This window comes from Methylobacillus pratensis, from assembly GCF_054072455.1.
The window spans coordinates 140368-162117 of sequence record NZ_JBSUSR010000008.1 but is presented as its reverse complement, the minus strand read 5'-3'; the positions used below and the strand labels follow the sequence as shown (position 1 = coordinate 162117).

General features: G+C 52.8%; 37 protein-coding genes and 1 tRNA gene. 22 read left to right on the top strand and 16 right to left on the bottom strand.

From position 1 onward, the window contains the following. Position 1: 1 nt before the first annotated feature. From ACW4YW_RS15300 to ACW4YW_RS15250, 11 genes are read left to right on the top strand one after another with little or no spacing between them, the layout of a single operon-like run. The gene (locus ACW4YW_RS15300; protein WP_457138345.1) at positions 2–445 is read left to right on the top strand and encodes a hypothetical protein; all 444 of its coding nucleotides are present in this window, start codon (positions 2–4) and stop codon (positions 443–445) included. Positions 446–447: 2 nt separating this feature from the next. After that, on the top strand, positions 448–1134 hold the full coding sequence (locus ACW4YW_RS15295) for a hypothetical protein (RefSeq protein WP_457138344.1): 687 nt from the start codon (positions 448–450) through the stop codon (positions 1132–1134). 3 nt (positions 1135–1137) lie between these two features. Then, a complete protein-coding gene (locus ACW4YW_RS15290; RefSeq protein WP_457138343.1) occupies positions 1138–1551 on the top strand; it encodes a flagellar hook capping FlgD N-terminal domain-containing protein in 414 nt (137 codons plus the stop codon). Between the two features lie 8 nt (positions 1552–1559). Continuing rightward, positions 1560–2744 (top strand): flagellar hook protein FlgE, encoded by a 1185-nt coding sequence (locus tag ACW4YW_RS15285; RefSeq protein WP_457138342.1) that lies wholly within the window; start codon positions 1560–1562, stop codon positions 2742–2744. Next, positions 2744–3529 (top strand): FliM/FliN family flagellar motor switch protein, encoded by a 786-nt coding sequence (locus tag ACW4YW_RS15280; protein WP_457138341.1) that lies wholly within the window; start codon positions 2744–2746, stop codon positions 3527–3529. The genes ACW4YW_RS15285 and ACW4YW_RS15280 overlap by 1 nt, the downstream gene beginning before the upstream one ends. 1 nt (position 3530) lies before the next feature. Further along, positions 3531–3899 carry a FliM/FliN family flagellar motor C-terminal domain-containing protein gene (locus tag ACW4YW_RS15275; RefSeq protein ID WP_457138340.1) on the top strand — a complete coding sequence of 123 codons (369 nt, stop codon included), beginning with the start codon at positions 3531–3533 and terminating at the stop codon, positions 3897–3899. Then, positions 3896–4315: a flagellar biosynthetic protein FliO gene (locus ACW4YW_RS15270; protein ID WP_457138339.1), complete on the top strand. Its 420-nt coding sequence runs from the start codon at positions 3896–3898 to the stop codon at positions 4313–4315. The genes ACW4YW_RS15275 and ACW4YW_RS15270 overlap by 4 nt, the downstream gene beginning before the upstream one ends. A 16-nt stretch (positions 4316–4331) precedes the next feature. Continuing rightward, positions 4332–5090, top strand: a complete 759-nt coding sequence (gene fliP, locus ACW4YW_RS15265; RefSeq protein WP_457138338.1) for a flagellar type III secretion system pore protein FliP — start codon at positions 4332–4334, stop codon at positions 5088–5090. A gap of 10 nt (positions 5091–5100) precedes the next feature. After that, positions 5101–5844: a sigma-70 family RNA polymerase sigma factor gene (locus ACW4YW_RS15260; RefSeq protein ID WP_457138337.1), complete on the top strand. Its 744-nt coding sequence runs from the start codon at positions 5101–5103 to the stop codon at positions 5842–5844. Positions 5845–5903: 59 nt separating this feature from the next. After that, on the top strand, positions 5904–6479 hold the full coding sequence (locus ACW4YW_RS15255; RefSeq protein ID WP_457138336.1) for a tetratricopeptide repeat protein: 576 nt from the start codon (positions 5904–5906) through the stop codon (positions 6477–6479). 18 nt (positions 6480–6497) lie between these two features. After that, on the top strand, positions 6498–6872 hold the full coding sequence (locus ACW4YW_RS15250; RefSeq protein ID WP_457138335.1) for a hypothetical protein: 375 nt from the start codon (positions 6498–6500) through the stop codon (positions 6870–6872). Positions 6873–7077: 205 nt separating this feature from the next. On the opposite strand, the gene ACW4YW_RS15245 is transcribed toward ACW4YW_RS15250, so the two are convergent. The 12 genes from ACW4YW_RS15245 to ACW4YW_RS15190 form a co-directional block, all read right to left on the bottom strand. Further along, a tRNA-Leu gene (locus ACW4YW_RS15245) sits at positions 7078–7162 on the bottom strand. Positions 7163–7270: 108 nt separating this feature from the next. Further along, on the bottom strand, positions 7271–7552 hold the full coding sequence (locus tag ACW4YW_RS15240) for a hypothetical protein (RefSeq protein WP_457138334.1): 282 nt from the start codon (positions 7550–7552) through the stop codon (positions 7271–7273). A gap of 568 nt (positions 7553–8120) precedes the next feature. Next, the gene (locus tag ACW4YW_RS15235) at positions 8121–8291 is read right to left on the bottom strand and encodes a helix-turn-helix transcriptional regulator (protein WP_457138379.1); all 171 of its coding nucleotides are present in this window, start codon (positions 8289–8291) and stop codon (positions 8121–8123) included. A gap of 4 nt (positions 8292–8295) precedes the next feature. Next, the gene (locus tag ACW4YW_RS15230; RefSeq protein ID WP_457138333.1) at positions 8296–8973 is read right to left on the bottom strand and encodes a hypothetical protein; all 678 of its coding nucleotides are present in this window, start codon (positions 8971–8973) and stop codon (positions 8296–8298) included. A gap of 38 nt (positions 8974–9011) precedes the next feature. After that, on the bottom strand, positions 9012–10346 hold the full coding sequence (locus ACW4YW_RS15225; protein WP_457138332.1) for a reverse transcriptase domain-containing protein: 1335 nt from the start codon (positions 10344–10346) through the stop codon (positions 9012–9014). A gap of 26 nt (positions 10347–10372) precedes the next feature. Further along, positions 10373–10564: a hypothetical protein gene (locus tag ACW4YW_RS15220; protein WP_457138331.1), complete on the bottom strand. Its 192-nt coding sequence runs from the start codon at positions 10562–10564 to the stop codon at positions 10373–10375. Continuing rightward, positions 10561–10917 carry a four helix bundle protein gene (locus ACW4YW_RS15215; protein WP_457138330.1) on the bottom strand — a complete coding sequence of 119 codons (357 nt, stop codon included), beginning with the start codon at positions 10915–10917 and terminating at the stop codon, positions 10561–10563. Before ACW4YW_RS15215 ends, ACW4YW_RS15220 begins: the two co-directional genes overlap by 4 nt. An 18-nt stretch (positions 10918–10935) precedes the next feature. Beyond that, entirely contained in the window at positions 10936–11388 is a 453-nt protein-coding gene (locus ACW4YW_RS15210; RefSeq protein WP_457138329.1) for a hypothetical protein, read from the bottom strand. Between the two features lie 24 nt (positions 11389–11412). After that, positions 11413–11688, bottom strand: coding sequence for a hypothetical protein (locus ACW4YW_RS15205; RefSeq protein ID WP_457138328.1), 276 nt, complete (start codon positions 11686–11688; stop codon positions 11413–11415). A gap of 94 nt (positions 11689–11782) precedes the next feature. Beyond that, entirely contained in the window at positions 11783–11986 is a 204-nt protein-coding gene (locus tag ACW4YW_RS15200) for a hypothetical protein (RefSeq protein WP_457138327.1), read from the bottom strand. 20 nt (positions 11987–12006) lie between these two features. Further along, a complete protein-coding gene (locus ACW4YW_RS15195) occupies positions 12007–12390 on the bottom strand; it encodes a hypothetical protein (protein WP_457138326.1) in 384 nt (127 codons plus the stop codon). Further along, positions 12387–12575: a hypothetical protein gene (locus ACW4YW_RS15190; protein WP_457138325.1), complete on the bottom strand. Its 189-nt coding sequence runs from the start codon at positions 12573–12575 to the stop codon at positions 12387–12389. The genes ACW4YW_RS15195 and ACW4YW_RS15190 overlap by 4 nt, the downstream gene beginning before the upstream one ends. Positions 12576–12605: 30 nt before the next feature. Here ACW4YW_RS15190 and ACW4YW_RS15185 point away from each other — a divergent pair, with 30 nt between their 5' ends. Next, entirely contained in the window at positions 12606–13316 is a 711-nt protein-coding gene (locus tag ACW4YW_RS15185; protein WP_457138324.1) for a hypothetical protein, read from the top strand. A gap of 20 nt (positions 13317–13336) precedes the next feature. On the opposite strand, the gene ACW4YW_RS15180 is transcribed toward ACW4YW_RS15185, so the two are convergent. From ACW4YW_RS15180 to ACW4YW_RS15170, 3 genes are read right to left on the bottom strand one after another with little or no spacing between them, the layout of a single operon-like run. Beyond that, positions 13337–14215: a hypothetical protein gene (locus ACW4YW_RS15180; RefSeq protein WP_457138323.1), complete on the bottom strand. Its 879-nt coding sequence runs from the start codon at positions 14213–14215 to the stop codon at positions 13337–13339. 27 nt (positions 14216–14242) lie between these two features. Beyond that, the gene (locus ACW4YW_RS15175; protein ID WP_457138322.1) at positions 14243–14728 is read right to left on the bottom strand and encodes a PH domain-containing protein; all 486 of its coding nucleotides are present in this window, start codon (positions 14726–14728) and stop codon (positions 14243–14245) included. Between the two features lie 51 nt (positions 14729–14779). Then, entirely contained in the window at positions 14780–15253 is a 474-nt protein-coding gene (locus ACW4YW_RS15170; RefSeq protein WP_457138321.1) for a helix-turn-helix domain-containing protein, read from the bottom strand. Here ACW4YW_RS15170 and ACW4YW_RS15165 point away from each other — a divergent pair. Next, positions 15252–15533, top strand: coding sequence for a YdaS family helix-turn-helix protein (locus ACW4YW_RS15165; RefSeq protein WP_457138320.1), 282 nt, complete (start codon positions 15252–15254; stop codon positions 15531–15533). The two genes, ACW4YW_RS15170 and ACW4YW_RS15165, sit on opposite strands and share 2 nt — an antisense overlap. A gap of 337 nt (positions 15534–15870) precedes the next feature. On the opposite strand, the gene ACW4YW_RS15160 is transcribed toward ACW4YW_RS15165, so the two are convergent. Then, positions 15871–16371: a hypothetical protein gene (locus tag ACW4YW_RS15160; RefSeq protein WP_457138319.1), complete on the bottom strand. Its 501-nt coding sequence runs from the start codon at positions 16369–16371 to the stop codon at positions 15871–15873. A gap of 22 nt (positions 16372–16393) precedes the next feature. Here ACW4YW_RS15160 and ACW4YW_RS15155 point away from each other — a divergent pair, with 22 nt between their 5' ends. From ACW4YW_RS15155 to ACW4YW_RS15115, 9 genes are all read left to right on the top strand, one after another. Further along, positions 16394–16849: a phage regulatory CII family protein gene (locus tag ACW4YW_RS15155; protein ID WP_457138318.1), complete on the top strand. Its 456-nt coding sequence runs from the start codon at positions 16394–16396 to the stop codon at positions 16847–16849. A gap of 2 nt (positions 16850–16851) precedes the next feature. After that, a complete protein-coding gene (locus tag ACW4YW_RS15150) occupies positions 16852–17085 on the top strand; it encodes a hypothetical protein (protein WP_457138317.1) in 234 nt (77 codons plus the stop codon). Positions 17086–17290: 205 nt separating this feature from the next. After that, the gene (locus tag ACW4YW_RS15145) at positions 17291–17521 is read left to right on the top strand and encodes a hypothetical protein (RefSeq protein WP_457138316.1); all 231 of its coding nucleotides are present in this window, start codon (positions 17291–17293) and stop codon (positions 17519–17521) included. Next, positions 17518–18129, top strand: coding sequence for an HNH endonuclease signature motif containing protein (locus tag ACW4YW_RS15140; RefSeq protein WP_457138315.1), 612 nt, complete (start codon positions 17518–17520; stop codon positions 18127–18129). The genes ACW4YW_RS15145 and ACW4YW_RS15140 overlap by 4 nt, the downstream gene beginning before the upstream one ends. Then, positions 18126–18401 carry a hypothetical protein gene (locus ACW4YW_RS15135; protein ID WP_457138314.1) on the top strand — a complete coding sequence of 92 codons (276 nt, stop codon included), beginning with the start codon at positions 18126–18128 and terminating at the stop codon, positions 18399–18401. The genes ACW4YW_RS15140 and ACW4YW_RS15135 overlap by 4 nt, the downstream gene beginning before the upstream one ends. A gap of 3 nt (positions 18402–18404) precedes the next feature. Further along, positions 18405–18884, top strand: a complete 480-nt coding sequence (locus ACW4YW_RS15130) for a hypothetical protein (protein WP_457138313.1) — start codon at positions 18405–18407, stop codon at positions 18882–18884. After that, positions 18881–20362, top strand: coding sequence for a DNA cytosine methyltransferase (locus ACW4YW_RS15125; RefSeq protein WP_457138312.1), 1482 nt, complete (start codon positions 18881–18883; stop codon positions 20360–20362). The genes ACW4YW_RS15130 and ACW4YW_RS15125 overlap by 4 nt, the downstream gene beginning before the upstream one ends. Beyond that, entirely contained in the window at positions 20359–21246 is an 888-nt protein-coding gene (locus tag ACW4YW_RS15120; RefSeq protein WP_457138311.1) for a helix-turn-helix domain-containing protein, read from the top strand. Before ACW4YW_RS15125 ends, ACW4YW_RS15120 begins: the two co-directional genes overlap by 4 nt. A 47-nt stretch (positions 21247–21293) precedes the next feature. Next, a complete protein-coding gene (locus ACW4YW_RS15115) occupies positions 21294–21701 on the top strand; it encodes a hypothetical protein (RefSeq protein WP_457138310.1) in 408 nt (135 codons plus the stop codon). The last annotated feature ends 49 nt before the right edge of the window (positions 21702–21750 follow it).

Genomic DNA, 21750 nt, shown 5'->3' with positions numbered 1-21750 from the left:
CATGGAAATTGACAAGATCCAGCGCTTGATTGCCATCAAGACAGAACATCTGAATGCGCTCAGGCAAGATATGCGTCAGCTCGATATGCTGCATGCGAGCGTCCGGCAACAGCATGATGCCGCGTTGAAGGATTACCAGGACTATGCTGCCCAAATACTGCTGCTCGAGAACCGCCAATATTCCTCTGCAACCGAGATGATGGATCGCCGGCGTTATGTCGTGCAGTTGCACCAAGTGGCGGAAGAGGCAAGGCAGGCGTTGGAAAATGTCCAGCAGCAGCAGGATTTGGCGAAGGAAACCCTCAAGCAGTCCTATATCGAGGTGAAGTCGCTGGAGTTGCTGGCGGAGCGCCAGCAAGCGTCACTATCGCGGGAGGAGCGACGCAAAATGTTTGTATTGGCCGATGATGAGCAGATGTTGCGCTACATGGCGGGGGCTGATTGATCATGTCATATATTGAGCAGTCGTACGGCAATGACGGGAGTAACGCCAGGCAATTTGCTTCAAGCAATAATGTTCTCCATCAACAGGCATGGTTGCGCGTGATGGAACAGTCCGGCTTGTATGAGGCGTTGCAGAAAACGCAGGTGATGCAGGCTGGCGTACAGAGTACCGAGATTGCTGCAATGACAATGCCCTCAGAAGCTACGGGAAAGCCGCAAAAAATCGCTGGCTTCATGGCAGGGCATGGCGTTGGCAAGCCTGTTCCGCAATCTGCCGAGCACATGACGGCATTGGCCGATCATCCTGCTTCTATCTCCAGTTTCGCAGGTGTGAAGGAGTTGGTGCCGGCATTGAATATAGCTGCCGTTTCATATTCATTCAGCGATCAGGTTGTTTCAGCAAGCAACGGCAATATGCAACGAACTGCAATGCCTTTCACGGAGGCTACGCGGCTACTGAATGAATGGGCGTTGCGCAATATTGCGATACTGCAGGGAGGGCAGGGTGTCGAGGTGTGGATACGCGATGCCCGGCTGGGAAAAGAGCAAGCTTCCAGACTCAACGATGTGCTGGGTGAAATCCGCGGACAGATGGGATTGCTCGGTGCGAATCTGGTCAAGGTGATGCTTAACGGCAAGCAGGTATTTGCCAAAGCGTTGTCAGCAAACAATCCAAAGATTGGGGAGTAAAAAATGGCAGTGGATTTTATTGGCGGCACGACCGCAGAACAACAAACGACTGCAGTACAGCAGTCGACGCTGGGCCAGGAAGAGTTCTTGCGCATCCTGCTGACCCAGTTGCAATACCAAGACCCGTTGAAGCCCTTGGATAACCAGCAGTTCATTGCCCAGATGGCGCAGTTCACCTCGCTCGCCCAGACTTCGGAAATGAACGATCGCATCGATACATTGCTGACGATCCAGGCGGCAACCCAGTCGATCGGGCTGATCGGCAAGACAGTGGAAATCCAGACGGCCGCCAATGCCACAGTCGGTACCGTGACATCGCTGGCGTTTTCTGAAGGGCAGCCCAGCCTGACGATTCGTACCAGCGAGGGCGAGTTGCTGACCGGCATTCGGTTGTCGCAAGTCAACGTGGTCAGGTAGGAGGCATCATGTTGGATTCCATTTATATCGGCATGAGCGGATTGACCAGTTTCTCCAAGGGTCTCTCCAATATCAGCAACAACGTCGCGAACTTGAACACCGTGGGATTCAAGAGCTCAGAGCTGGAGTTTCTCGATCTGTTCTACCGCACCCAATACGGCGGCGCAAACTCACAAGGCCTGCCTTATTCCCAAGGCAGCGGGGTGAAGGCGGGCGCCAGCTATTCCAAGTTTACCCAGGGGGATTTCAGGCAGACGGGAAACAGCCTGGATGCCGCCATTGATGGCAATGGTTTCTTTATCCTGCAGCAGGACGGCAAATTATCCTATACGCGCTCCGGTCAATTTACCTTCGACGACAGTGGCTACCTGATTTCCCGGGAAAGCGGCGCCAGGGTGCTTGGTTTCAACAACGGAGCGTTGTCCGAGATCAATATTGCCGGCAAGCGTAGCTCAGCGCCTGTCGCCACTACCAACCTGACTTTTACAGACTCCTTGTCGAGTAGCTCGACCACGTATGATGTATCGAACATCACGATTTACGATTCCCTCGGCGCTGCCCATACGCTGACATTGACGTTGACCAACAACACGGCAAATGAGCCGGGAGAGTGGACGTTCAGGTTGATGGAGGGGGCGACCGAGGTCACAACCGGCGCCTTCCGTTATCAGGGGAGCGGCGTGCCCAACCCTGGCTATGACCGCCACACGTTCACCTACAATCCCGGCAATGGCGCCATGACCACGTTTGTCACCCTCGATGCATCGGGAACCAATTTCTTCTCCAGCAGCGCTTCCTCCATGAGGCTGCAATCGCAAAACGGCAGCCCCGCCGGATATCTGACCACCACCACCCTTGATAGCGACGGGTTCATTACGCTCGGCTATTCGAACGGCAAGTCGATGAAGGCAGACCAACTCGGGCTTGCATTCTTTACCAACCCTGATTCATTGCAGGCCGAAGGAAGCAACAGGTTCGTCACCACTGCAAACAGTCAGCGTACGTTGGGGGCTCCAGGCGAGGGTTCTCTCGGCAGGCTCCGCACCAATGGCGTGGAGTTGTCCAATGTCGACCTGGCGCAACAGTTCAGCGAGTTGATCGTGGTGCAGCGCGGTTACCAAGCCTCATCCCAGGTAATTACCGCGGCAAACGAGATGATCCAGCAGCTTGGCGAGATCAGGGGGCGCAGATAATGTCTGTTGCGTTAACGTTCCGGTTGATTGCTGCATCAGGGCGGGCTGCAGTTGAGGAAACCCTGGAAACAGTTTTCAGTGAGTGGAGCAAGGCTTGGCTGGGCGAGGATGCCAGGCTCTCATATGACGTCGATAGCGCCAGCACCATCGAACCAGGTGATGGATGGTTGATCGTGGGCAATGCACCCGAGTCCTGGGTGGCATGGAACCTTGCAGAGAGTCGAGGCCGGGAGCTGGTTTCTGCCATGCTGAAGCAAAGTGGTGGCCTCTCTTCAAAACCAAGTCCATTGACGAGTGCCGTGCAGCAGGAGGCTGTGCTGGATTTGTTCAGGCGTATCCAGCCCTTGTCTTCCCATGAGCTGGCGCAGCAATACCAGGGAGAAAAAAGCCAGTTGCGTACAGGGTATGGCAGCGGCGTAGTGCATTTGCAAATATCAGGTACCTTGGGCCAGCAGGAGTTGCTGATCGGCGGCGCGGTTGCCGCAGCATTGGGCGCATTCAAACTAACGAGACCTTCCCGTACGCAAGCGCTTGTACAACGCGGGCAAACCCTGGGGCGATATGTTGCGCATCTTGAGGTACTGGCAGGGCAGGCGGAAATTACCGTGCAGGACTTGTCCGGCATCGAAGTCGGGGATGTGATTCGTCTCTCGGCAAAAAGCACGGAGGCTCTCTTGGTGAGGTCCTTGACTGGCGGCAATGGCAAGCAAGCTGTCGCCAAGGCTTATCTGGGCCTGCAGGGAGGCCATAAGGCAATTCAATTTCTAGAAAAAGTAGGAAAGTAGCATGAGTAAACAACAAGCGGCTGAAATGCAGGCCGAACAAGATATCCCTTCAGCCAAAGCAGTCAATTTAAAGCCATTGCAGGAAGTGGCAAAAACCGGCAACAAATTGCTGGATGGCAATTTTTCCATCATTGCCGGCCTGAAGGTCACGGTCGAGGTGGTGGTTGGATCTGCGGAATTGACCGTCGACGAACTCTTCGCATTGGAGAAAGGCTCAACCTTCAGCCTGGATCAATTGCACAATGCGCCTTTGGTCGTCAGGCTGGATGGCAGCCCGATCGCTACCGGCAGCCTTGTCGTGATTGAAGAGAATTTCGGCATCAAGATCGATGACATCCTGGCTGCGCCAGCGGTCGCAGCATCCAAATGAAGCGTTTTCTCGTCATGGCATGCTTGCTGGCCAATATCGGCTTCATGCATGCCGGGATGGCTGCAGGTGCTGAAGAGCGAGCCGCGCCTACCAAGCCGATTCCCTTCAAGACCACTGATAGCCCTTTGCAAACCCATGGTTCAAGGGTGGGGTGGATAATCATTGGCTTCCTCTTGGTGGCGTGGGGCGCTGCTTATTACCTGAAGCGTAAAAATCCCAAGGCGGCACTGCAACTATTGGGCCGCACTTCAGAAGAGCTGAAAATTCTCGATAAAGTCAGGCTCAATCATCGCAGCCATTTGTATGTGGTTGAATTCGACAACCGGAAGGTACTGGTGGGCCAGACGGGCGACAGGCTGGTCACCCTTGCCGAATCCGAGGGTAAGGCTGCAGAAGAGGGCGGCCCCGGTGTTTAAAGCATTGCTGTCAGCATTGGCTGTCTTAGCCAAATACATTGCCATCCCAGTATTGCTATTGCTGCCGTCGCTTGCTTTTGCCGCGCAGGAGTCCGCAGCGATTGCGGATTTCCTCAATCAAGGCTCGCAGGCTTCTGCACAAGGTACGGACCTCTCTTCTGCCATTCGTATCCTGGTGCTGCTCACGGCCTTGAGCCTGATACCTGCATTGCTGATTGCCACAACCTCCTTCCTGCGCATCATCGTCGTGCTTTCTATGTTGCGGCATGCAATCGGCATGCAGGATACGCCGCCGAACGCCGCATTGATCAGCATTGCCATCTTCCTGACCCTGTTTTCCATGCAGCCAGTCTGGAAAGAAGTCAACCAACAGGCCTGGCTGCCATTCCAGCAACACCAGATAACCCTGGACAAGGCCGTGGATGCCGCCGTGCATCCGATCCAGGATTTCATGATCCGGCAAACGCGCGAAGCCGATCTTGCACTCATGATGGACCTGTCTGGCGCTACGCAGCCTGAAACCGCGGAAGATATCGGGCTGTTGCAACTGATTCCGGCCTTCATGCTAAGCGAATTGAGGGCTGCATTCCAAGTGGGGTTCATGATCTTCCTGCCTTTCCTGCTGATTGACCTTATCATTGCCAGCGTGCTGACCTCGCTGGGGATGATGATGGTGCCGCCCATGACCATTTCCCTGCCGTTGAAAGTGCTGATGTTCATCCTCATCGATGGCTGGAACCTAGTGGTGAAGTCCCTGATGAGCAGTTTCTATTGACAGGGATGCAATGGGGCTCCCGGCATATCAGGAAGAGCATGAACTCATGGAGTGGAAGGAGTTTCTCCTTCACCGCTCGATAAAGGTGCGGGAGCGGTTGATCAATCGCTACGAGGGTTTTGCCAACATCCTGGCTGCCAAACTATATAGCAACCGCCAAGTCGACGAAGTCGAGTTTGAAGAGTATAAGCAATATGCCTTGATCGGCCTGATCGAATCGGTAGACCGTTACGACCCGGGCCAGGGCGCCAGCTTCAAGACCTATGCAAGCTACAGGATTAAGGGCGCCATCTTGAACGGCATAGAAAAGCACAACGAAAAACAGCAGCAAATCACGGCCAGCGCCCGTCTCAAGGAAGAGCGGATGCAATCGTTGCTGCATGAAGCGACGACCGCGCAGCCGCCAGGAGACGACCCATTCATGCGCCTGGTCGATATCGCGCTGGGCGTGGCAATCGGCTACATGCTGGAAGATTCCGGCATGTACCAGGCAGGGGAGGAGGTACAGCAATCAGGCGTTTATAAAAGCCGTGAGCTGCAGGACCTTATGCGCGTCGTGGACGCGCTGGTGGGAACGCTGCCGGAGCAGGAAGAAAAAATCATCCGCCTGCATTACTACCAGCAAATGCGTTTCGACCACATTGCAGAAAAGCTCAACCTCAGCAAAGGGCGCATTTCACAATTGCATCATCGCGCATTGCAACGGCTATATGAACATTATGACGAACTCAAGCTATTGCGCACCGAGTACTAGCACGACATCAGTAACCGCATATAAACCATGACCAAAGACACTCACATCAGGAGGCCACAATGAATCAATTTACCAACCTGGCACAAGACGAACTGCTCCATCTCGCCATTGAATCCATCCGAAAAGGTGAACATGGGGCGGCCATCTCTTACCTCAAGGAAGGGGTAGATCGTTTTCCGGACGATGGCAAACTGGCCTACATCCTCGGTGCAGAGTTTGCGCAGATCGGCCTTTACGATAAGGCAGAGCTCGAAATGGCGCGTGCCGTCACGCTTGATCCCCAACTCTACACTGCCTCATTCCAACTCGGCCTGTTGCAGATGACCCTGGGTAAGGTCACGGAAGCCAAGCAAAGCTGGCAAAAACTGGATGAATTGCCGGCTCAACACGCGCTTCACCTATTTAAGACTGGCTTAGAGCACCTGGCAGCGGGGGAGAATGAGAAGGCGAAGGCCGCGCTTGAACAAGGCATTGCAGTCAACGACTTCAGCCCGGACCTCACCCGTGATATGCAGAACGTGTTGCTGTCCTTGCCGGATAACCAGCAGGAAGCAGTGCCAGAAATTGAAAATGCAGAGCCTGCGGGTGGTCATGCCTGGCTTTCGGCATACAATAACGAAGACAAGCCCAACTAAGGTTCAAGCAACAGATTCATGGATCCTCTATCTCCATTGGATGGCATTGCCGAACTCATCCGTCGAAAGGTAGCGGCCGAGTCGCTCAATAAAGGCCACTTCCAGACTCTTAGCAAAGCAGGCCAGAGCCAGCCCAAGGCAACTCAGCCGGGCAAGCCCAATGCTGATGCCATCAAGCATAAGGTCGTTACGCAGATTAAAGGGATCAGCGGCGATGATCCTAAACGCAGCCATAAAGCTGTTACCTTGTTCGTTGAGAACATTTTGGCTTGGCAATTTGGTGACGAATTGCGTAATGATCCCGAGTTTTCGGGTTTGGTGGATAATGTGGTTGAGGTGCTGGAAAAAGAACCAATGATTGTTGAGCAGCTGATGAAGTTTGCAAAAACTTAATTCTTGATAAAAGTCAGTGTGGCAATGCTCGTTTTAAGAGCATTTTCGGAGAAAGTTAAGAAACGATACTAAGTCAGGGATAGTTTGACTCAGCAAAAACGTTGCTGAGTCTCTAGGGCGGTTAGTTAGGGAAATAACTTTAGAACCTGCTACACAAATGACCAGATGTTGTAGTTTGAAGCCAAACTACAAATGCATAAGTCATTGGTGCGAAAGGAGAGACTCGAACTCTCACGCCTCGCGGCGCTGGAACCTAAATCCAGTGCGTCTACCAATTCCGCCACTTTCGCTTACCATTTCGATAGCGCTGAAGCTTAGCCAAGCATCTACGAAGGGAACGGATTATAGCGTAGTTTTTTGATGCGTAGGTAGATAGGGAAGAAGTTTTTCTATAAGGCTTAGATTCGATGCGATGCCACAATCTTGGTTTTGAGTGTTTGTATTTTTAGGAACCTGCGCCCCACGTCCGTCAATTTCAACATGGATACCTTTTCAATTTGCCAAGGATGTTCGCGAGATGTGCTGGTAACAAACCAAGGCTGCTTGATGAGGCCTTGCTTATGGGCATATTGCAAACAGACAACCTCGACCTGGAATCTAACCATATCTTGTTGATCTATAGGTTTTAATGTGGTTTCCCCATTTTCTATTCTCAGTAAAGTTTCTAGAAGCTTATCCATGGCTATTCTCCCATTGGTGAACCTGTGGCACGCGATATCATGATTTTTTTATCATTTAAGAATTGCAAATAATCATCTATCCGAATACACGGCATTTTTTTCAATAGCATAGGAATTGAATGATCAATTCCAGGCATGGTACCAATAGTAGGGGAGGTTGCTCATGCTCGACTATCAGCAGAATTGCCGAGCTTGTGTCGGATGATTCCGACTGATGAAAGTTGCTTGCGATTTATTGCTGAGCAGGAGGTCAAAATGCGATAGGTGTTTGATTGCCTGGAGGTGACATGCTACTGCCTAACTGCCAGAAAAATTTTTGCTAGCCCATAAAACGGCAAAATGGTGGAATTGTCTTAGACCTGTAACCGCTTTAGTGGGACAATGCCTGTTACGAATTTACAGTTTTGGTCTAGGGAAGTGGTGGAAGGCAATATTTTAGATATAGAAACAAAAAAGCACCGCGCGAAGTTCAGCAACGGTGCATCTTTTGATAAATCATTTGGTGCCCAGAAGAGGAAGCGTACACCCTGATCTATAAGGCGCTGTAGCCATAGTGGTGCAAATTTGGCTACCGGCATTTATTTTTTAGATCCGAGATATACTTCATTAAATCAGCCCGATCCCATAGTTTCCTTGCCCCAATCTTGATGTGCTTAGGGAAGTCTTTTCGGTAGGCATACCGCTCATTCACAGTCCTGGCATCAACCCTCAGGAGGGCGGCTACCTCATCAGCTGTCATCAATTCAGGTTGCATTGTTGTGCCTATAGACGCGCTTGAACTCGATTACCCATACCCATGGGTTTGCTTTCCAGGTGCCATCACCATTGATCGCCTCCCATAACAGGGCGTATCCATTACGGTAGGGGTTGCCAACCTCCCTCAATGGCCAGTCTATAAGGTCGGCAGCAGTGCCTGGGATGCCGCTCCAAACTAGGCAATCAGCCCCCTCAGCCTTTGCATCCTCTTCGCTGCAATCCTGCAAACGCTCTACCCGGATATCGGTTATCTCAAGCTGAATGCGGCTGGCCCAGCGGGGCATGTGGATTGATGGCTTCCAGCCAAGCTCATTACGATCATCATCAATAGCATCCAGGGTGTCTGTGGCTCGGTAAGCGCAAAATTCAGGTTTCTGGAATGCCTCACTTCCATCCTGGCGGAATTGCTCTCTTTGCTCTTCATCTAGCATAGGCCCTTGGAATGTCTCACGCACCCATAGGTGATCGCCAATTTTTCCGTAAGGGCATGGGTACCAATAGTCTTCGGCTAGGTCTAAGTTTTCTCGCCATGGCCACGGCTTGCCATCGTCACGTTCTGCTATCTCGTGAAAATTAGCTTTGATGACGCGCCTAGTCTGGGACTTGTTGCCCGCAAGGATGGCCTGTACCATGGGTGCGCTAAATATAATTGGACGTTCAATCATGTCTATTCCTTTGTCGCCAAATGAGTTTTTACTAATTCTCAACATGCAGCTGAGAAATCAGCCTGAATACACTCCTGACCTTCCTCTTTTTGAACTGAAAAATGATGATGTTGGTTATGGCTGGCCCCGCGATTTACGTTATGACCACATATATGTTGCGGCCTCCCAGAAGGCACATGAAATTGGGCGTTTGTCCTGATATCAGTAGGTATTTGTTTGCGATAAACCTTCGTTAATTTCCCATTTACGCAATACCCTATCTTCATCATGCGTCTTGCCAGGGCGGCGCGATCTTTGTGGCTTTTGCTGCCTTGGCCTAGCAGGCCAAAGTAGCTATTGGCTGTTTCGTATTGCGTTGCTGATGCGGTGGTGCGCGCCAGCGCTGCCTTGAGGTTGCGGCGGCGGGTGGTGCGGCGCCATGGCTTGATGACTTGGCCGACGAAATCCACGCCGCGGTCGATGGGCTGGATGATGGTTTTCTTGGGATTGACGTGCAGATCTAGGGTATGGGGTAGCCAAGCCTCGATGTATTCCTTTGCGCCATTCAGCCATTGGGCTGATTCGTGCAGCAGGATGAAGTCGTCGACGTAGCGGATGTAATGCGGCGCCTGCAGCTTGTGTTTGCAGTATTGGTCCAGCTGGTTGAGCAGGACATTGGCAAAGAATTGTGACGACAGGTTGCCGATTGGCAGCCCGTGGCTGTTTGGCTGCAGCGCCAGCTGTTTATGGGCAGGCACCAGGGCGACCTTGTCCGGATTGCCGCGGTACTCGACATTCAAGCGCGGGTTGTAGAACAGGATGGTATGGGCTAGCCATAGCCACCATGGCTCGTGGATCTTGCCGGCAAGTAGCTCGAACACTTTATGCTTGTTGATCGAGACAAAGAAGTTTGCCAGGTCCATCTTGAGGTAAAACGCTGGCCGGCTCCAATTCTGTGTAACGCTCCTGATCTTGGCTTCCAGGCGCTGGGCGCCGTAGAGCGTGCCGCGGCCTGGAATGCAGGCGCAACTATCCGGAATAAAGGCGGAGTGAAAACGGCCCGAAATTTTGTTGTATAGCAGGTGATGCACGATGCGGTCGCGGAAATCGGCGGCCCACACTTCGCGCGGCTTCGGCCTGGTGATGACGAAGCAGATCGACTGGCCGGGTTGGTAGCGGCCTTCCTGAAGCTCATCATAGAGTTGGCGCAGGTTGTATTCCAGCGCCTGCTCAAATGCCAGGGCGGTGGGCGAATTGCGCTTGTTCCTGCGGCAATCGAAATAGGCTTGCACCAACTCGGTGAAGGTGAAGTCAGCGGGCGGCGCCACGCTCCAATCTGCGGACGGCCCGAGCGCGCAACTTGTTGTTGCGGTTGTTCCAGTTCTGGTTGCCATTGTTGAAGTTCTGGTACCAGGCATAGTCAGGATCCTCGGCGGTTCATTGCACTATCTACGTCGCCCGCGAGAAGGCTTGGGCCGATCAAGCGGGAAACTGCGCAGGGCCTGCGCTGGATTCTCCCGGCGGTTCCCTTGGTGCGCATGGCGGTGGCCTTGTGGGCCAGCGGTGCAACCAGATTAAAAATAAGCACGGTCATCATGGCCTTGACCATCATGAAGCAGGCCTGTTCGCGGCTTTGCGTCGCCATCCATTCGCCTGCTTGCCGATGCTGGTCGTCAACTCGACCGCCTTTGCCCACTGCTCGTGGGAAATCAAGCGAAGGTCGCAAACCAGCCTCAAGAGCAATTCCGCCACCTGCTGATGCTCGATCAGTTTCAAGAGGTGCTGGGATTTCTGCTCTGCGACATTGGCGCGAAACACCAGCACGCTCATTTCCAGGCATTCGTCGCGCAGCTTGCCACCCAGGGATTGCTTGTAATCCCGGGGCATGTTCTTGGCGAGCTTGGCGACCAATTCCAGCAGCTGGTAGGTGACCTTGTAGATCGGCAATTCGGTATGGATAGCCATGCTGAAATCAATAAATCATTAAATAACTAATCTGCGGACGGCCCGAGCGCGCAACTCGTAGCTGCGGTAGTACCAGCCCTGGCTGCCATTGCCGAAGCTCTGGTACCAGGCATAGTAAGGATCCTCGGCGTAATCTTCACCGGACCAATAGACCTCGCGTTGGAATTCGTCTTTTAGGTTGGCGAAAAGCAGGGATTGTTCGCGGCGGCTGGGCAGCACGCCGCCAATGCTGGCCGCCCATTTGGTTTGGTTTTCGTGGGTGTCGCGATCGTTATCGCCAGGCAGCAGGATGACGTGGTGGTCTACCGTGCCATCCTCCTTCAAGATTGCGCCGCCGTAGCGCTCGCCGTGGGCAAGCATGATCGTCACACCTTCAATCAGGATGGAGGTGGACTCCTGTGTCTCGAACTTGGCGATCATGCAGGCAATTTCGTCCTGCCTGTGCTTGATGTCTGCTAGGGTGATGCTCATGGGGGTTTCCTTTCCAATGATTGGTTACTGTTCAATCCTGCCGCTGTGAAACCCGTTCATTTCACGCATGACACGGGCTGCGTCCAGGTCATCCTTGGTAGGCGGATCGCTTGGCGGGATGGGTTCAAGGCTGGCGCAGGCATTTAATGCAAGCGTGGCGATCAAGATGCAGATCAGCATGCAGGTGTAAAACAGGTCTACGCCAAAGGTGGTGAGCTTTGCCGACTTCCGCCAGGCCAATCGCCATGGCAGCTTGCGCCCTGACTTGATGCTCAAGAAGGTGAGTAAACGCAGGATCATGACGCGCTCCTTGCAAGGGTTTGAATAATGCCGTTGGCCCAGGCCAGGGCAATGAATACCAGCAGAAAGCCTGCTGCAACCTTGAGGTTGGTTTTCATGGGTACAGCATCTCGTTGCCGGTGACGTTCCTGTGAAGCTCGCATGCCGACTGCACAACCTTGGCGTGATGGTGCAGGTTGTCGATGATGATGCTGGCGCGAACACCATTGCGCAGCGCCATGACCGTCGCGTCGTACACTTCCCGCTCAAATCGGGTGGCAGCGTCGAGGTGCTTTTGTTCGTCCTGGTCCATAGCCAAGCTCCTAAATTGATAAATGATTAAAAACTGATTCTGCGGACGGCCCGAGCCCTGAGCTTGTTGCTGCGGCTGAGCCAGTCCTGGTGGCCATTGCCGAAGCACTGGTACCAGGCATAGTCAGGATCCTCGGCGGCGATTTCGTTGGTCCAGTACCAATCATTTTCGAACTGGTCTTTGGCTTCGCGGTAGAGCATTGCGGATTCAAGACGGTTGGGTAGGTCGCCATTCAGGCTTTTTGCCCAGGCGAGTTGGTCGTCCTGGTTTTCTGGGTCGTTATCGCCTGGAAGCAGGATGAGGTGGTAGCGCTCTGTCTTGGTGATGATGCTGCCGATGTAGGTTTCCCCCTCCGCCAGCTCTGGCTGGGGGATACGTGGCGCTTCTGCTGCTTCGGTTGCGGTGTTCATGCTGCTGCTCCTTGTGGTTTGATGTTGATGCGGTGGGGTTTCCAGCGGCTAGGGATCATGGAGCAGAGGCGAATATCACCATGCTGGTTGGTGATCAAATGCAGGTGCCGCGCGTTGGCCTGCTGGAGGATGTCCAGCATGGTGGCTTCGGCTAGCGGTGTTTCGATGATGATGAGGTTGCCCATTTCCCAACTGTTCCAATTAAGGTCGTTGGAATGGATAATATAACCATGGTTATCAGTGTGTCAATAACCATGGTTATAATTTATGGTATTATTTCTCCACGCTCAATCTGGGCGCATGGCCGAAAGGCAATAAAAAACTCACTTAAACGGATTTGGAAAGGATTTATGATGAAAACTAGTAAGCCTTACCACGCTGGCACTATTGAAACCGGAGATAGAATGGATAAAAACATGTTTGATTGGATTGAGAGCCATGCCATCAATAACCTGAAAGGGCGCGCGGAAAACGCCAGGTTAATAGCGAAAGAGGCTCAATTTACTGTGAATATGCTGATGGCGGGCGGTGGTGCGAGCCTAGGATTTACTGCTGTTAGGATGGGAACTGATTCAGCTGAGGTATTGGCGGCCGCGATGGCAGTCAGCATTTATATGTTCTCGATAGCGGCATACTTGTTATTGCGCTGTTTAAAATTTGAAGATTTTCCAGCGGTTTACAATGAGCCAGACAATCTGATCTTACCTGGCTGGCCTCATGATGCTATTCGCGACGGAGAATTGCTGCGCCTCCAGGCCTCAATCAAATTGGCCGTAAAAATAAACCTTGGGAAAAGCAACAGGCTGAATAGGGCCCAGGTTGCCATAACGCTTACCCCATTAATCGGCATATTCGCATGGCTTGCGGTTAAATTTACCGAGGCCGAACGGGTGCTTGGTTTCCTCTATCGGGTGCTGGGGGTGTAACAGGAATTCTAAAAGGTTGTTCAGCCATTATTATTCCCCTTGGTGAAATCAACTTCGATTGGTGGTGAGCCATCCAATTGGCAATAATGGCTACCAAGGCTCTTAAATTTTTCTTGTAGCATTGATTTGTAATCTATTATTTCAATGCGAGTGCCGCGGGTTATTAACCCTTGCCGGCCTGCCATTAAACATACCGATCCAGCCCAGCCGTCATATGATCCACCTTTGTCGATGATTGCTACCACAAGGTGAGTGGGGTTAAACCAGTGAGCATCTTTGATTGAGGGCTCTTTGTCGCTCTTGAGATAGTCGACTACTTTATCTCTTATTTCCTGAGCTCGTGTTACTTGCTCTTTTGTTTGGTCAATATCGACAATTTGATCATCAGGAATTACTTTTTTGTTGGAGTTTTTAAGTGAAGTAATAGATTTAGTTAATACAAAATATTCTGGATTTCTTATGGCACCTGATATGGTAATTGATCTTTCGCGGTTCGCCCTTCCAGAAAACAGCACCTGATCACCCTTGTGAAAATTTTGAATTAGCTCAGGGGAAATGCTATTTTTACTGATTCCAAGGTAGAAGGTAATTTTCCTAGCCTCTGCCTCGATTTCATATATCTCATTGCCATCGTTATCAGTTCTATTTGCATCAACACCTACAACTATTGCTTTCCAATCCTCAAAATCTTGGGGGCCTTTAAGAGCCAGTGTAGCCTTTGCCTCAATTTTTTTAATATATTCCGAGTTGCTGGATTCTAGGGCAAGTTTGTATTCGGCCCTAATATTTTCAACGGTCTCGAAGAATGCTTGTTGCTGGGAGTGAATAGTCTCATTTTGTGAGCATGAGGTCAGTGTGATTAAACTTGTCAGCAAAAATAGTGTTAAAAGCCGAATCATTCGTCCTCCCTGGAATTGAATCTGGGGTTAGACCCCCTCTAATAGTTGTTGTTTTTTCCCCTGAAACTCCGCTTCTGTCAGGATGCCTTTATCTCTCAACTCCGCAAGTTTGGCTATTTTTTCCAATGGGTCTGAATCTGCTGGTAGTGATTGGGATTGGGAATTTTGTCTTCCAGCCTCAATAGCATCATTTAATTTTACTTCGGCATTTTTATCAAAGAATTTGAATTCAAGATCGTCGTGAGAAGTGTGTAAACGTAGTGTCCGATGCCCCATAAAAGACTTGCGCTCTACTGAAGTTATACTTTTGAGAGGGATCGTTTCAATAACTTCGCCAAAAAACCCCTTTCGATAGAATGCAGCTCTTTTATTAGTGATGATGATAGAGCCGTTTTGCTGGGCATCCTTGCCGCTTCCCATCATCTTGCCAATATAACCTTCCGTGAAAGCAACTATTTCCTCTTCAGCCTGAAGGTGCTTGCTTCTAAAAGCTTCAACGTGTCTACTCATCATTCCTCCCTGAATGTGAATTTAAAAGCCAGCTGTATTTGTAATTGTATGACGTTATTGCTTGGTGGCGGTTGAGCCAATTGTGTCACTGGCCTGTTCAATAAGTGAATCGCTAATTTTCACCATGGCTTCTTGTTGTGGTTTTGGCATGTTTTCCATCGCAAGTAGAACTCTGGCTTGTTCTGTAGTCCGCGCGTAAGCGTTGCTGGGCAGCATCTCACCTTCACCGGTTGTCAGCCAGACCGCATTCACGCCGCATATATCAGCTATCAGGGCTGTATACATGGATCCCTGAGTTTCAGGATTTTTTTCCATCTTTGCTAGATTGGCCTGACTCATTAGAGGTTTGTCATCGTCCTTTTTAGGTAGGCGATCAACTAATTGCTGCTGGGTTAAACCAGCGTACTTGCGGGAAGCAACAAGGCGCTCATTGAATTTCATGGCTCCGACGATATAACCGAGGTTATGCCAGGTCAAATAACCATGGTTATTGACACAAATATAACTGTGGTTATAATTCTCCATCATGTCTAATCGATCCTATTTAAAAAAGTTGGTGGGACTTGCTGAGTCGCAAGCGTTACTTGCTGACAAAATCAACAAGATTCAGCCTGGGGCAAAATTGGCTCAGGCTCATGTCTGGAAATGGCTTAATTCCACGGCTCTAGGAATACCTGGTGAATATGTCATCTCAGCCTGCCATGTGGTGAATTGGCAAGTCACCCCACATCAACTTCGACCTGACCTGTATCCACACCCGGCTGACGGTCTGCCTGAAGCAATGCGTATCAATGGGAGGCATATATGACTTCTTTCCTCAAGTTGGTGGATCGCGACAGGGCTATTCCCCTGGCCTTGTCGCGTTTTTTATGCATGGTAGGCAGCCTTGTGGCTGTGTGCTACGTCAATTTCACGCGCGGGGTGACATATGGATGAGTCAACTCGATTGCATGCGATGAGTATTCACGGAAACCGCAAATTTCCGTTGAGCACGGATATCTGCCTTTACCTGCCTGAGCCATGGCCTGAGTGCTACATCGCTTTGGCGAACCCGCTTGATGAGAATGGGGCGGGGGAGTGCGTTGGCTACCTCCGGTGTGAGCTGATCACACACAGAGGTGAGCCACGGTGGGAAATGATGCTTGCTAAGAAGTTATATACCTTTGCAGTAGTTGGAGTATATCCGGCGCTTTCTCCAGCCCCTTCGTTAGTAGTTCCATTGTCAGGTGTTTTATGGAGTCGGCCGGCAGCGATCGAAGCCCATCAGTCCATTTCTTCTTATCAGCGGGGGCTAGCTCAGATTGACTAATCTTTGCTTCGATCATCTGGCGGATGGTGTCATCGTGCAGCCGCACGGTAACGACGCCGAGTATTGCGCTGAGGCCACCGTCGCCAGCCATGAAGTCATGGCCCTGGGCAGTTATTTCCGCGCCATCCCAGCGGTAATGCTCATTGCCATAGCCAACCCATTCAATGCCGGATTTAACCAAACCGTGCTGTTCAAGATACAGAAGGTTTGCAATGACTTGATCTTGCTCTTCTTCGGACTGTTGATTATTGAGCATTTCTTCGCTGCGCTTGGGGAAGATGCAATCAAGTTCCTCGAGGATTTTTCTCTGAAGTTCCCGATCAAGTTTGCTCGCCATATTTTTTCCTGTGAGGTGATTTATGCCTAACGATTTGTGCCTGCGAGACACAGTGTATCACTTGGCGCACGATTACCCGGGCGGGGTGCCTGCGCTTGCCGCGCGGATGGATAAAAACCCCACAGTGCTGATGCACAAGCTCAACCCGAATAACACGACGCACCACCTCACGGCGCACGAGTTGGATGCCCTGGACGACCTCACCGGCACGACCAGGATCGCGGAGTATTTCGCCCACAAGCATGGCTTCTTGCTGGTTCAGGCGTTGGTGCCGGGTGATGAGCATGAGTTGCCCCTGATGGATCACTTTATGGTTGTCGGCGAGAAGCTGGGCAATTACTGCCAGGAGTTTCGTGAGGCTTATGCGGACCGGGAAATTACCAAGGCGGAATGGAAGCGCATCAAGCGCAAAGGGGTTGAGCTTCGACAGGAGATTGTGGCGCTTTCCAACCGTATTCACTTGATGGTGAAGGATTAACCATGATCCCCGGCTTACACGAAGCGCATGTGCGTGCGTTCAGGTTGCGCAATAAGGCATTGTGGTTGGCTGGGTTTGATCTCAAGACGCGCCGCAAGCGTCTGCACGAACTGGCGGAGCAGCACGGTTTTACCGAGGCCGGGATTGTGGAGCAGCTGATGCAGCCGATCCTGGATGAAAAGCAGGCGGAGCATCAATCCCGCATGGATGAGTTGAGAAGGGCGGTGTTCCGATGAGTGGTCATCTGGATTTCAGGAGTGTCACCGGCTTGCGGCCATGCCCGTTCTGTTGCGGCGTGGATTTGGCCGTTGTGCGCTTTCCCAAAACAGACACCAAGCCCGAGTGGTGCATGTTGCAGTGCAATAGCTGCGGCGCTACTGGGCCGCTGGCGGAAACCGAGGCGGAGGTCCGCCTGTGCTGGGATATGAGGGGAGAAAAGGTATGACGCCCGATGAACAAGCCGCGTTGGATTTCATGCGCGATATGCAGCGGGCTTTTGGCGAGCTGGAATTCCGCGTTACCACGGCGAGATTCACCGCTGTTTCTCCTGGTGTCAACCCACTAGAGCCGCTGGGTGAAAGTCCCCGGTCCGGTGCTGCCAGGCAGCCTTTTCCTGCAGTGAACTCCACCCACAAAAGCGCAGCTGACGCATTGCGGAGGGTGAAGGGGTGACGCACTGGACAACCGATGAGGATGATTTGTTGCGGCAGCTTTACCCGGATGTCGCCATCGGCGACCTTGAGCGGGTGTTTGAGGGGAGAACCCGTAGCTCAATTCGGAACCGCGCCTACGCGCTCAGCCTCAAGCGCAGTACGGCATTTTTCACCAGCGAGGGCAGCGGGCGGATCATGCCTGCGAATATCCCCTGGAATGCGGGCATGAAGGGATTGCAGATCGGCGGCGTCACTACGCGGTTCAAGAAGGGCCATCGGGGCGGCAAGGCGGCTGCGCTGTGGGTGCCGGTGGGTTCTGAGCGCATCACGAAGGATGGTATCTGCCAGCGCAAGATCCACGACAGTATGCCTTTCCACACCCGTTGGCGGGCGGTGCATTCGATTGTATGGGAGCTGCTGCACGGCGCCACCATCCCGCCAGGGCATTTGGTGATTTTCCGGGACGGCAATCGCGGCAATTTCAGTTGCGCGAACCTGGAGCTGGTATCACGCCGAGAAAACATGCAGCGCAACAGTGTGCACAACTACCCGGCGGAGATTGCCCACGCGATGTTATTGCGCGGGCAGTTGACCCGAAAGATCAACGAGAGGAGCAAGCAGAAATGAGCGATATCCGTCAATTGCGGGAAAGCATTTTCGCGACGATACAGGGCCTGAAAGACGGCACGATCGACCTGGAAAAAGCGAAGGTGATCGGGGAGCTATCCCAGGTCATGATCAACAGCGCCAAGGTGGAGGTGGAGTACATCCGCGCCAATGGCGGTGGCGCGGCGGCTTTTTTCCCCGACAATGACAGCGTACCGCTCCTCTCCTCACCTACGCAGACCGGCATGAAGATGGTCAAGGGCAATCTCACCGTGCATAAGTTAAAGGGGTAGGGCATGAGTCTATTCCAATTTATTCAATCCCGGCTCATGCGCATTGCGGAATCGCGTATGCCGGATGTGGTCATCGGCGGCCGGGACGATCCCTACCTGCTGCGCTGGTACGTGATCCCACGGAACCGGTTTTTCAATGTCTACCTGCACAAGTTCATGCGCAGCGACGACGACCGCGCACTGCACGACCATCCCTGGATGAACATGAGCATCCTGCTCCAGGGCCGCTACACCGAGCATTTGATCCAGGCCCGCGGCATCCATGAGCGCCACGTGCGGGAGGTGGGGCATTGCTACCTGCGCCTGAGCGGCAAGATTGCGCACCGGGTGGAACTGACGGACGGTCCATGCTGGACGCTGTTCGTCACCGGCCCGCGCTACCGCGAATGGGGTTTTCATTGCCCTGAGCAAGGGTGGGTGCATTGGGAAGATTTCACGGCCAGCAATGACCGTGGAGCGATTGGACGGGGTTGCGGAGAATGAAGTATTTATCAGTCTGTTCCGGCATCGAGGCTGCCACGCTAGCTTGGCATCCCCTTGGCTGGAAGCCTGTCGCATTCAGCGAAATAGAGGCTTTCCCTTGCGCGCTGCTGGCTCACCATTATCCCGATGTCCCGAATTGGGGCGACATGACCAAATACCAGGAGTGGCCTGATGCAGTTATCGATATTCTCGTCGGAGGAACCCCTTGCCAATCATTCAGTGTCGCCGGACTCCGAAAAGGATTGGCTGACCCACGTGGCAACCTCATGCTTACTTACGGTGCCATTGCTGCAAAATATCGCCCCACTTGGCTGGTATGGGAGAACGTCCCCGGTGTCCTTTCAAGCGAAAAGGGAAAAGACTTTGCAAGCTTTTTGGGACTCATCACTGGGCAAGAAATCCACCCGCCTGCAGGTGGCTGGAAAAACAGCGGAATTGTCCCAGGCTATAAAAACGCCTATGGAGTCGCCTGGCGGGTGCTTGACGCTCAATACTTCGGAGTACCCCAGCGACGCCGCCGTGTGTTCGTTGTCGGATATATTGGAGACTGGAGACGTGCCGCCGCGGTTCTTTTTGAGCGCCACAGCATGTCGGGGCATCCTGCGCCGCGCAGGAAACCGGGGGAAAACATTGCCGCGACGGTTAGAGCAGGCGTTGCAAACGGTAGCAAAGGTCACGGAGCAAGAAGCGAGGACAGCAAGGATGAGTTGATCGTCCCTGTTGCTCCAACCATTCCCAGCCGGGACGCTACAGGCGGCGGCCTGGGAACTGATTTCGACCTGGATGGCGGCCTGGTGCCGACTTTGGATGCGAGCTTTGGGCGACTGCAAGGTTGCAGTGGTCAGGATTCCAACCACGGCCATAGTCACCTTATCGTCGCTTTCGGAGGCAACAGGACAAGCGGTCAAATAAACGTTGCTCCGTCTCTACTTGCTCATCCTGGCAGTGGATATAAAGTGGACTTTGAAAGCGAGACCTTCATTACTCACGCCCTTCGCGCCGAAGGTTTCGATGCCAGTGAAGATGGGACAGGACGTGGCACGCCGCTGGTCCACTTCCCGTTCGATACAACGCAGATCACGAGCCCAGATAATGGAAGCAATCCTCAACCTGGTGATCCTTGCCACCCCTTAGCTGCAAGTGCGCATCCACCGGCAATCGCCTTTCAGTCGAGCCAGAGCGGTGTTCGTACTGATGATGTGCATGCCACCCTGGACAGCAACAATGGTTCCAGGCGGCACAACGGTGCAGTGATCGGCATGAGGGTGAGAAGGCTTATCCCTCGTGAGTGCGAGCGATTACAGGGAATGCCGGACGATTACACGCTGATCCCTTGGCGTGGCAAGCCCGCAATTGATTGTCCTGACGGCCCCAGATACAAAGCCATCGGCAATTCCATGGCAGTACCGAATATGCGCTGGATCGGAAAACGCATTCAACAGGTGGATGAATTGATAGCGCAACTGGAGGCCGCATGAGCGTCCTGATGATGGCCCAAGTCTTCAAACGCTACCCCAATGGGGATGGCGAAATGCTGCTTGCGCTGGCGATTGCCGATCATGCGGATGACGAGGGCGAGAATATCTATCCCAGCGTCAAGACGTTGGCGGAAAAGACGCGCCAGAGCGAGCGCACAGTGCAGCGCTACCTGCGCAAGATGGTTGAAATCGGGTGGTTGATACCGGTTTGGGAAAACACAGGCGGCAGGGGGAAGACCTCTGAATATAGGATTTCCCCCGCCTGGATAAAGGGTGACAATTTGTCACCCTTTAATCCTGTGGATAACTCTGACAAAAGGGTGACACCGGAGGTAGAAAGGGTGACACCGGTGACGCAAAAGGGTGACATAGCTGTGTCACCCGAACCATCATTAACCATCAAGAACCATCATCTCTCAGCGCGCGAGAGTGCGAGTGAGTCCACCCCGCCACCTGCCGATCAGGTGGAAGCTGTGGTCGATGTGCTGCAGCGAGCGTGGGTTCAAGTCTCCAGCGGCAACTCGGCACTGCGCGAGCTGGTTGAGCAGGGATTCACGATTCGGGAAGCGGCGGATTGCGCCAGCATCGCCCGGCAGAAAAAACCCGGCGAGGCCATTCCGTGGGCCTACCTCGTCAAGGTGATCCAGACCCAGCGGGACCAGGGCTTGGTTTGCCGGCAGCCATCCCACTCCAACAGCCCGCCTTGGTGGCTGGACCCGGACAAGATCGCCGCGAAAGCCTACGAACTGCGCTTGGTCAACGGCACGATCACCGACCGCCGTCGAACCGAATCGACAGAGTTCCAGCAGCAGGTGCTGCGGGCGGCGGGCGCATCGGAGGATGTCTGGGCCCAGTGGCGAGCGTGGCGGCTGGATGCGGCATGAGTTTTATTCCTGCCTGGCAGGGTTTTTGTTGAGTTTTGGAGAGGGCGATGTTTGATACTTACGTGGCGGGACGGTTGAAGGTGTGGGCGGATTGGCGAATCAGGCGCGACCAGGGCGGGGTGGGTTACCCGCGTAAGGTGGCGTTCCTGAAGGTGGCGCCTACGCCCGCCGGGTTCTGGACTCCCGAGATGGATAGCCAGGCGTACGAGATGGAGCAGTGTGTGATGGCGTTAGATGAGGTTTTGTATGATGCGGTTGTGGCTTGTTATTTGCATACGACCTCACTGGACCAAAAATTAATTTTTTGTGGATGCAAGAAGGATACCTATTACCGCCGAATTAATCAGGCACATAAGGTGGTGCTTGGGTTCATGAATGATTTGGCTGCTGGAATGACGCTCAAAACAATCCCCAAGCTGAGGAAACCAAAAAATATTTTACGTGCAATCGCTTGACAGATGTGCGAATAAGTTGGCATGATTCAGGCAAGCTGTTAATCAGTGC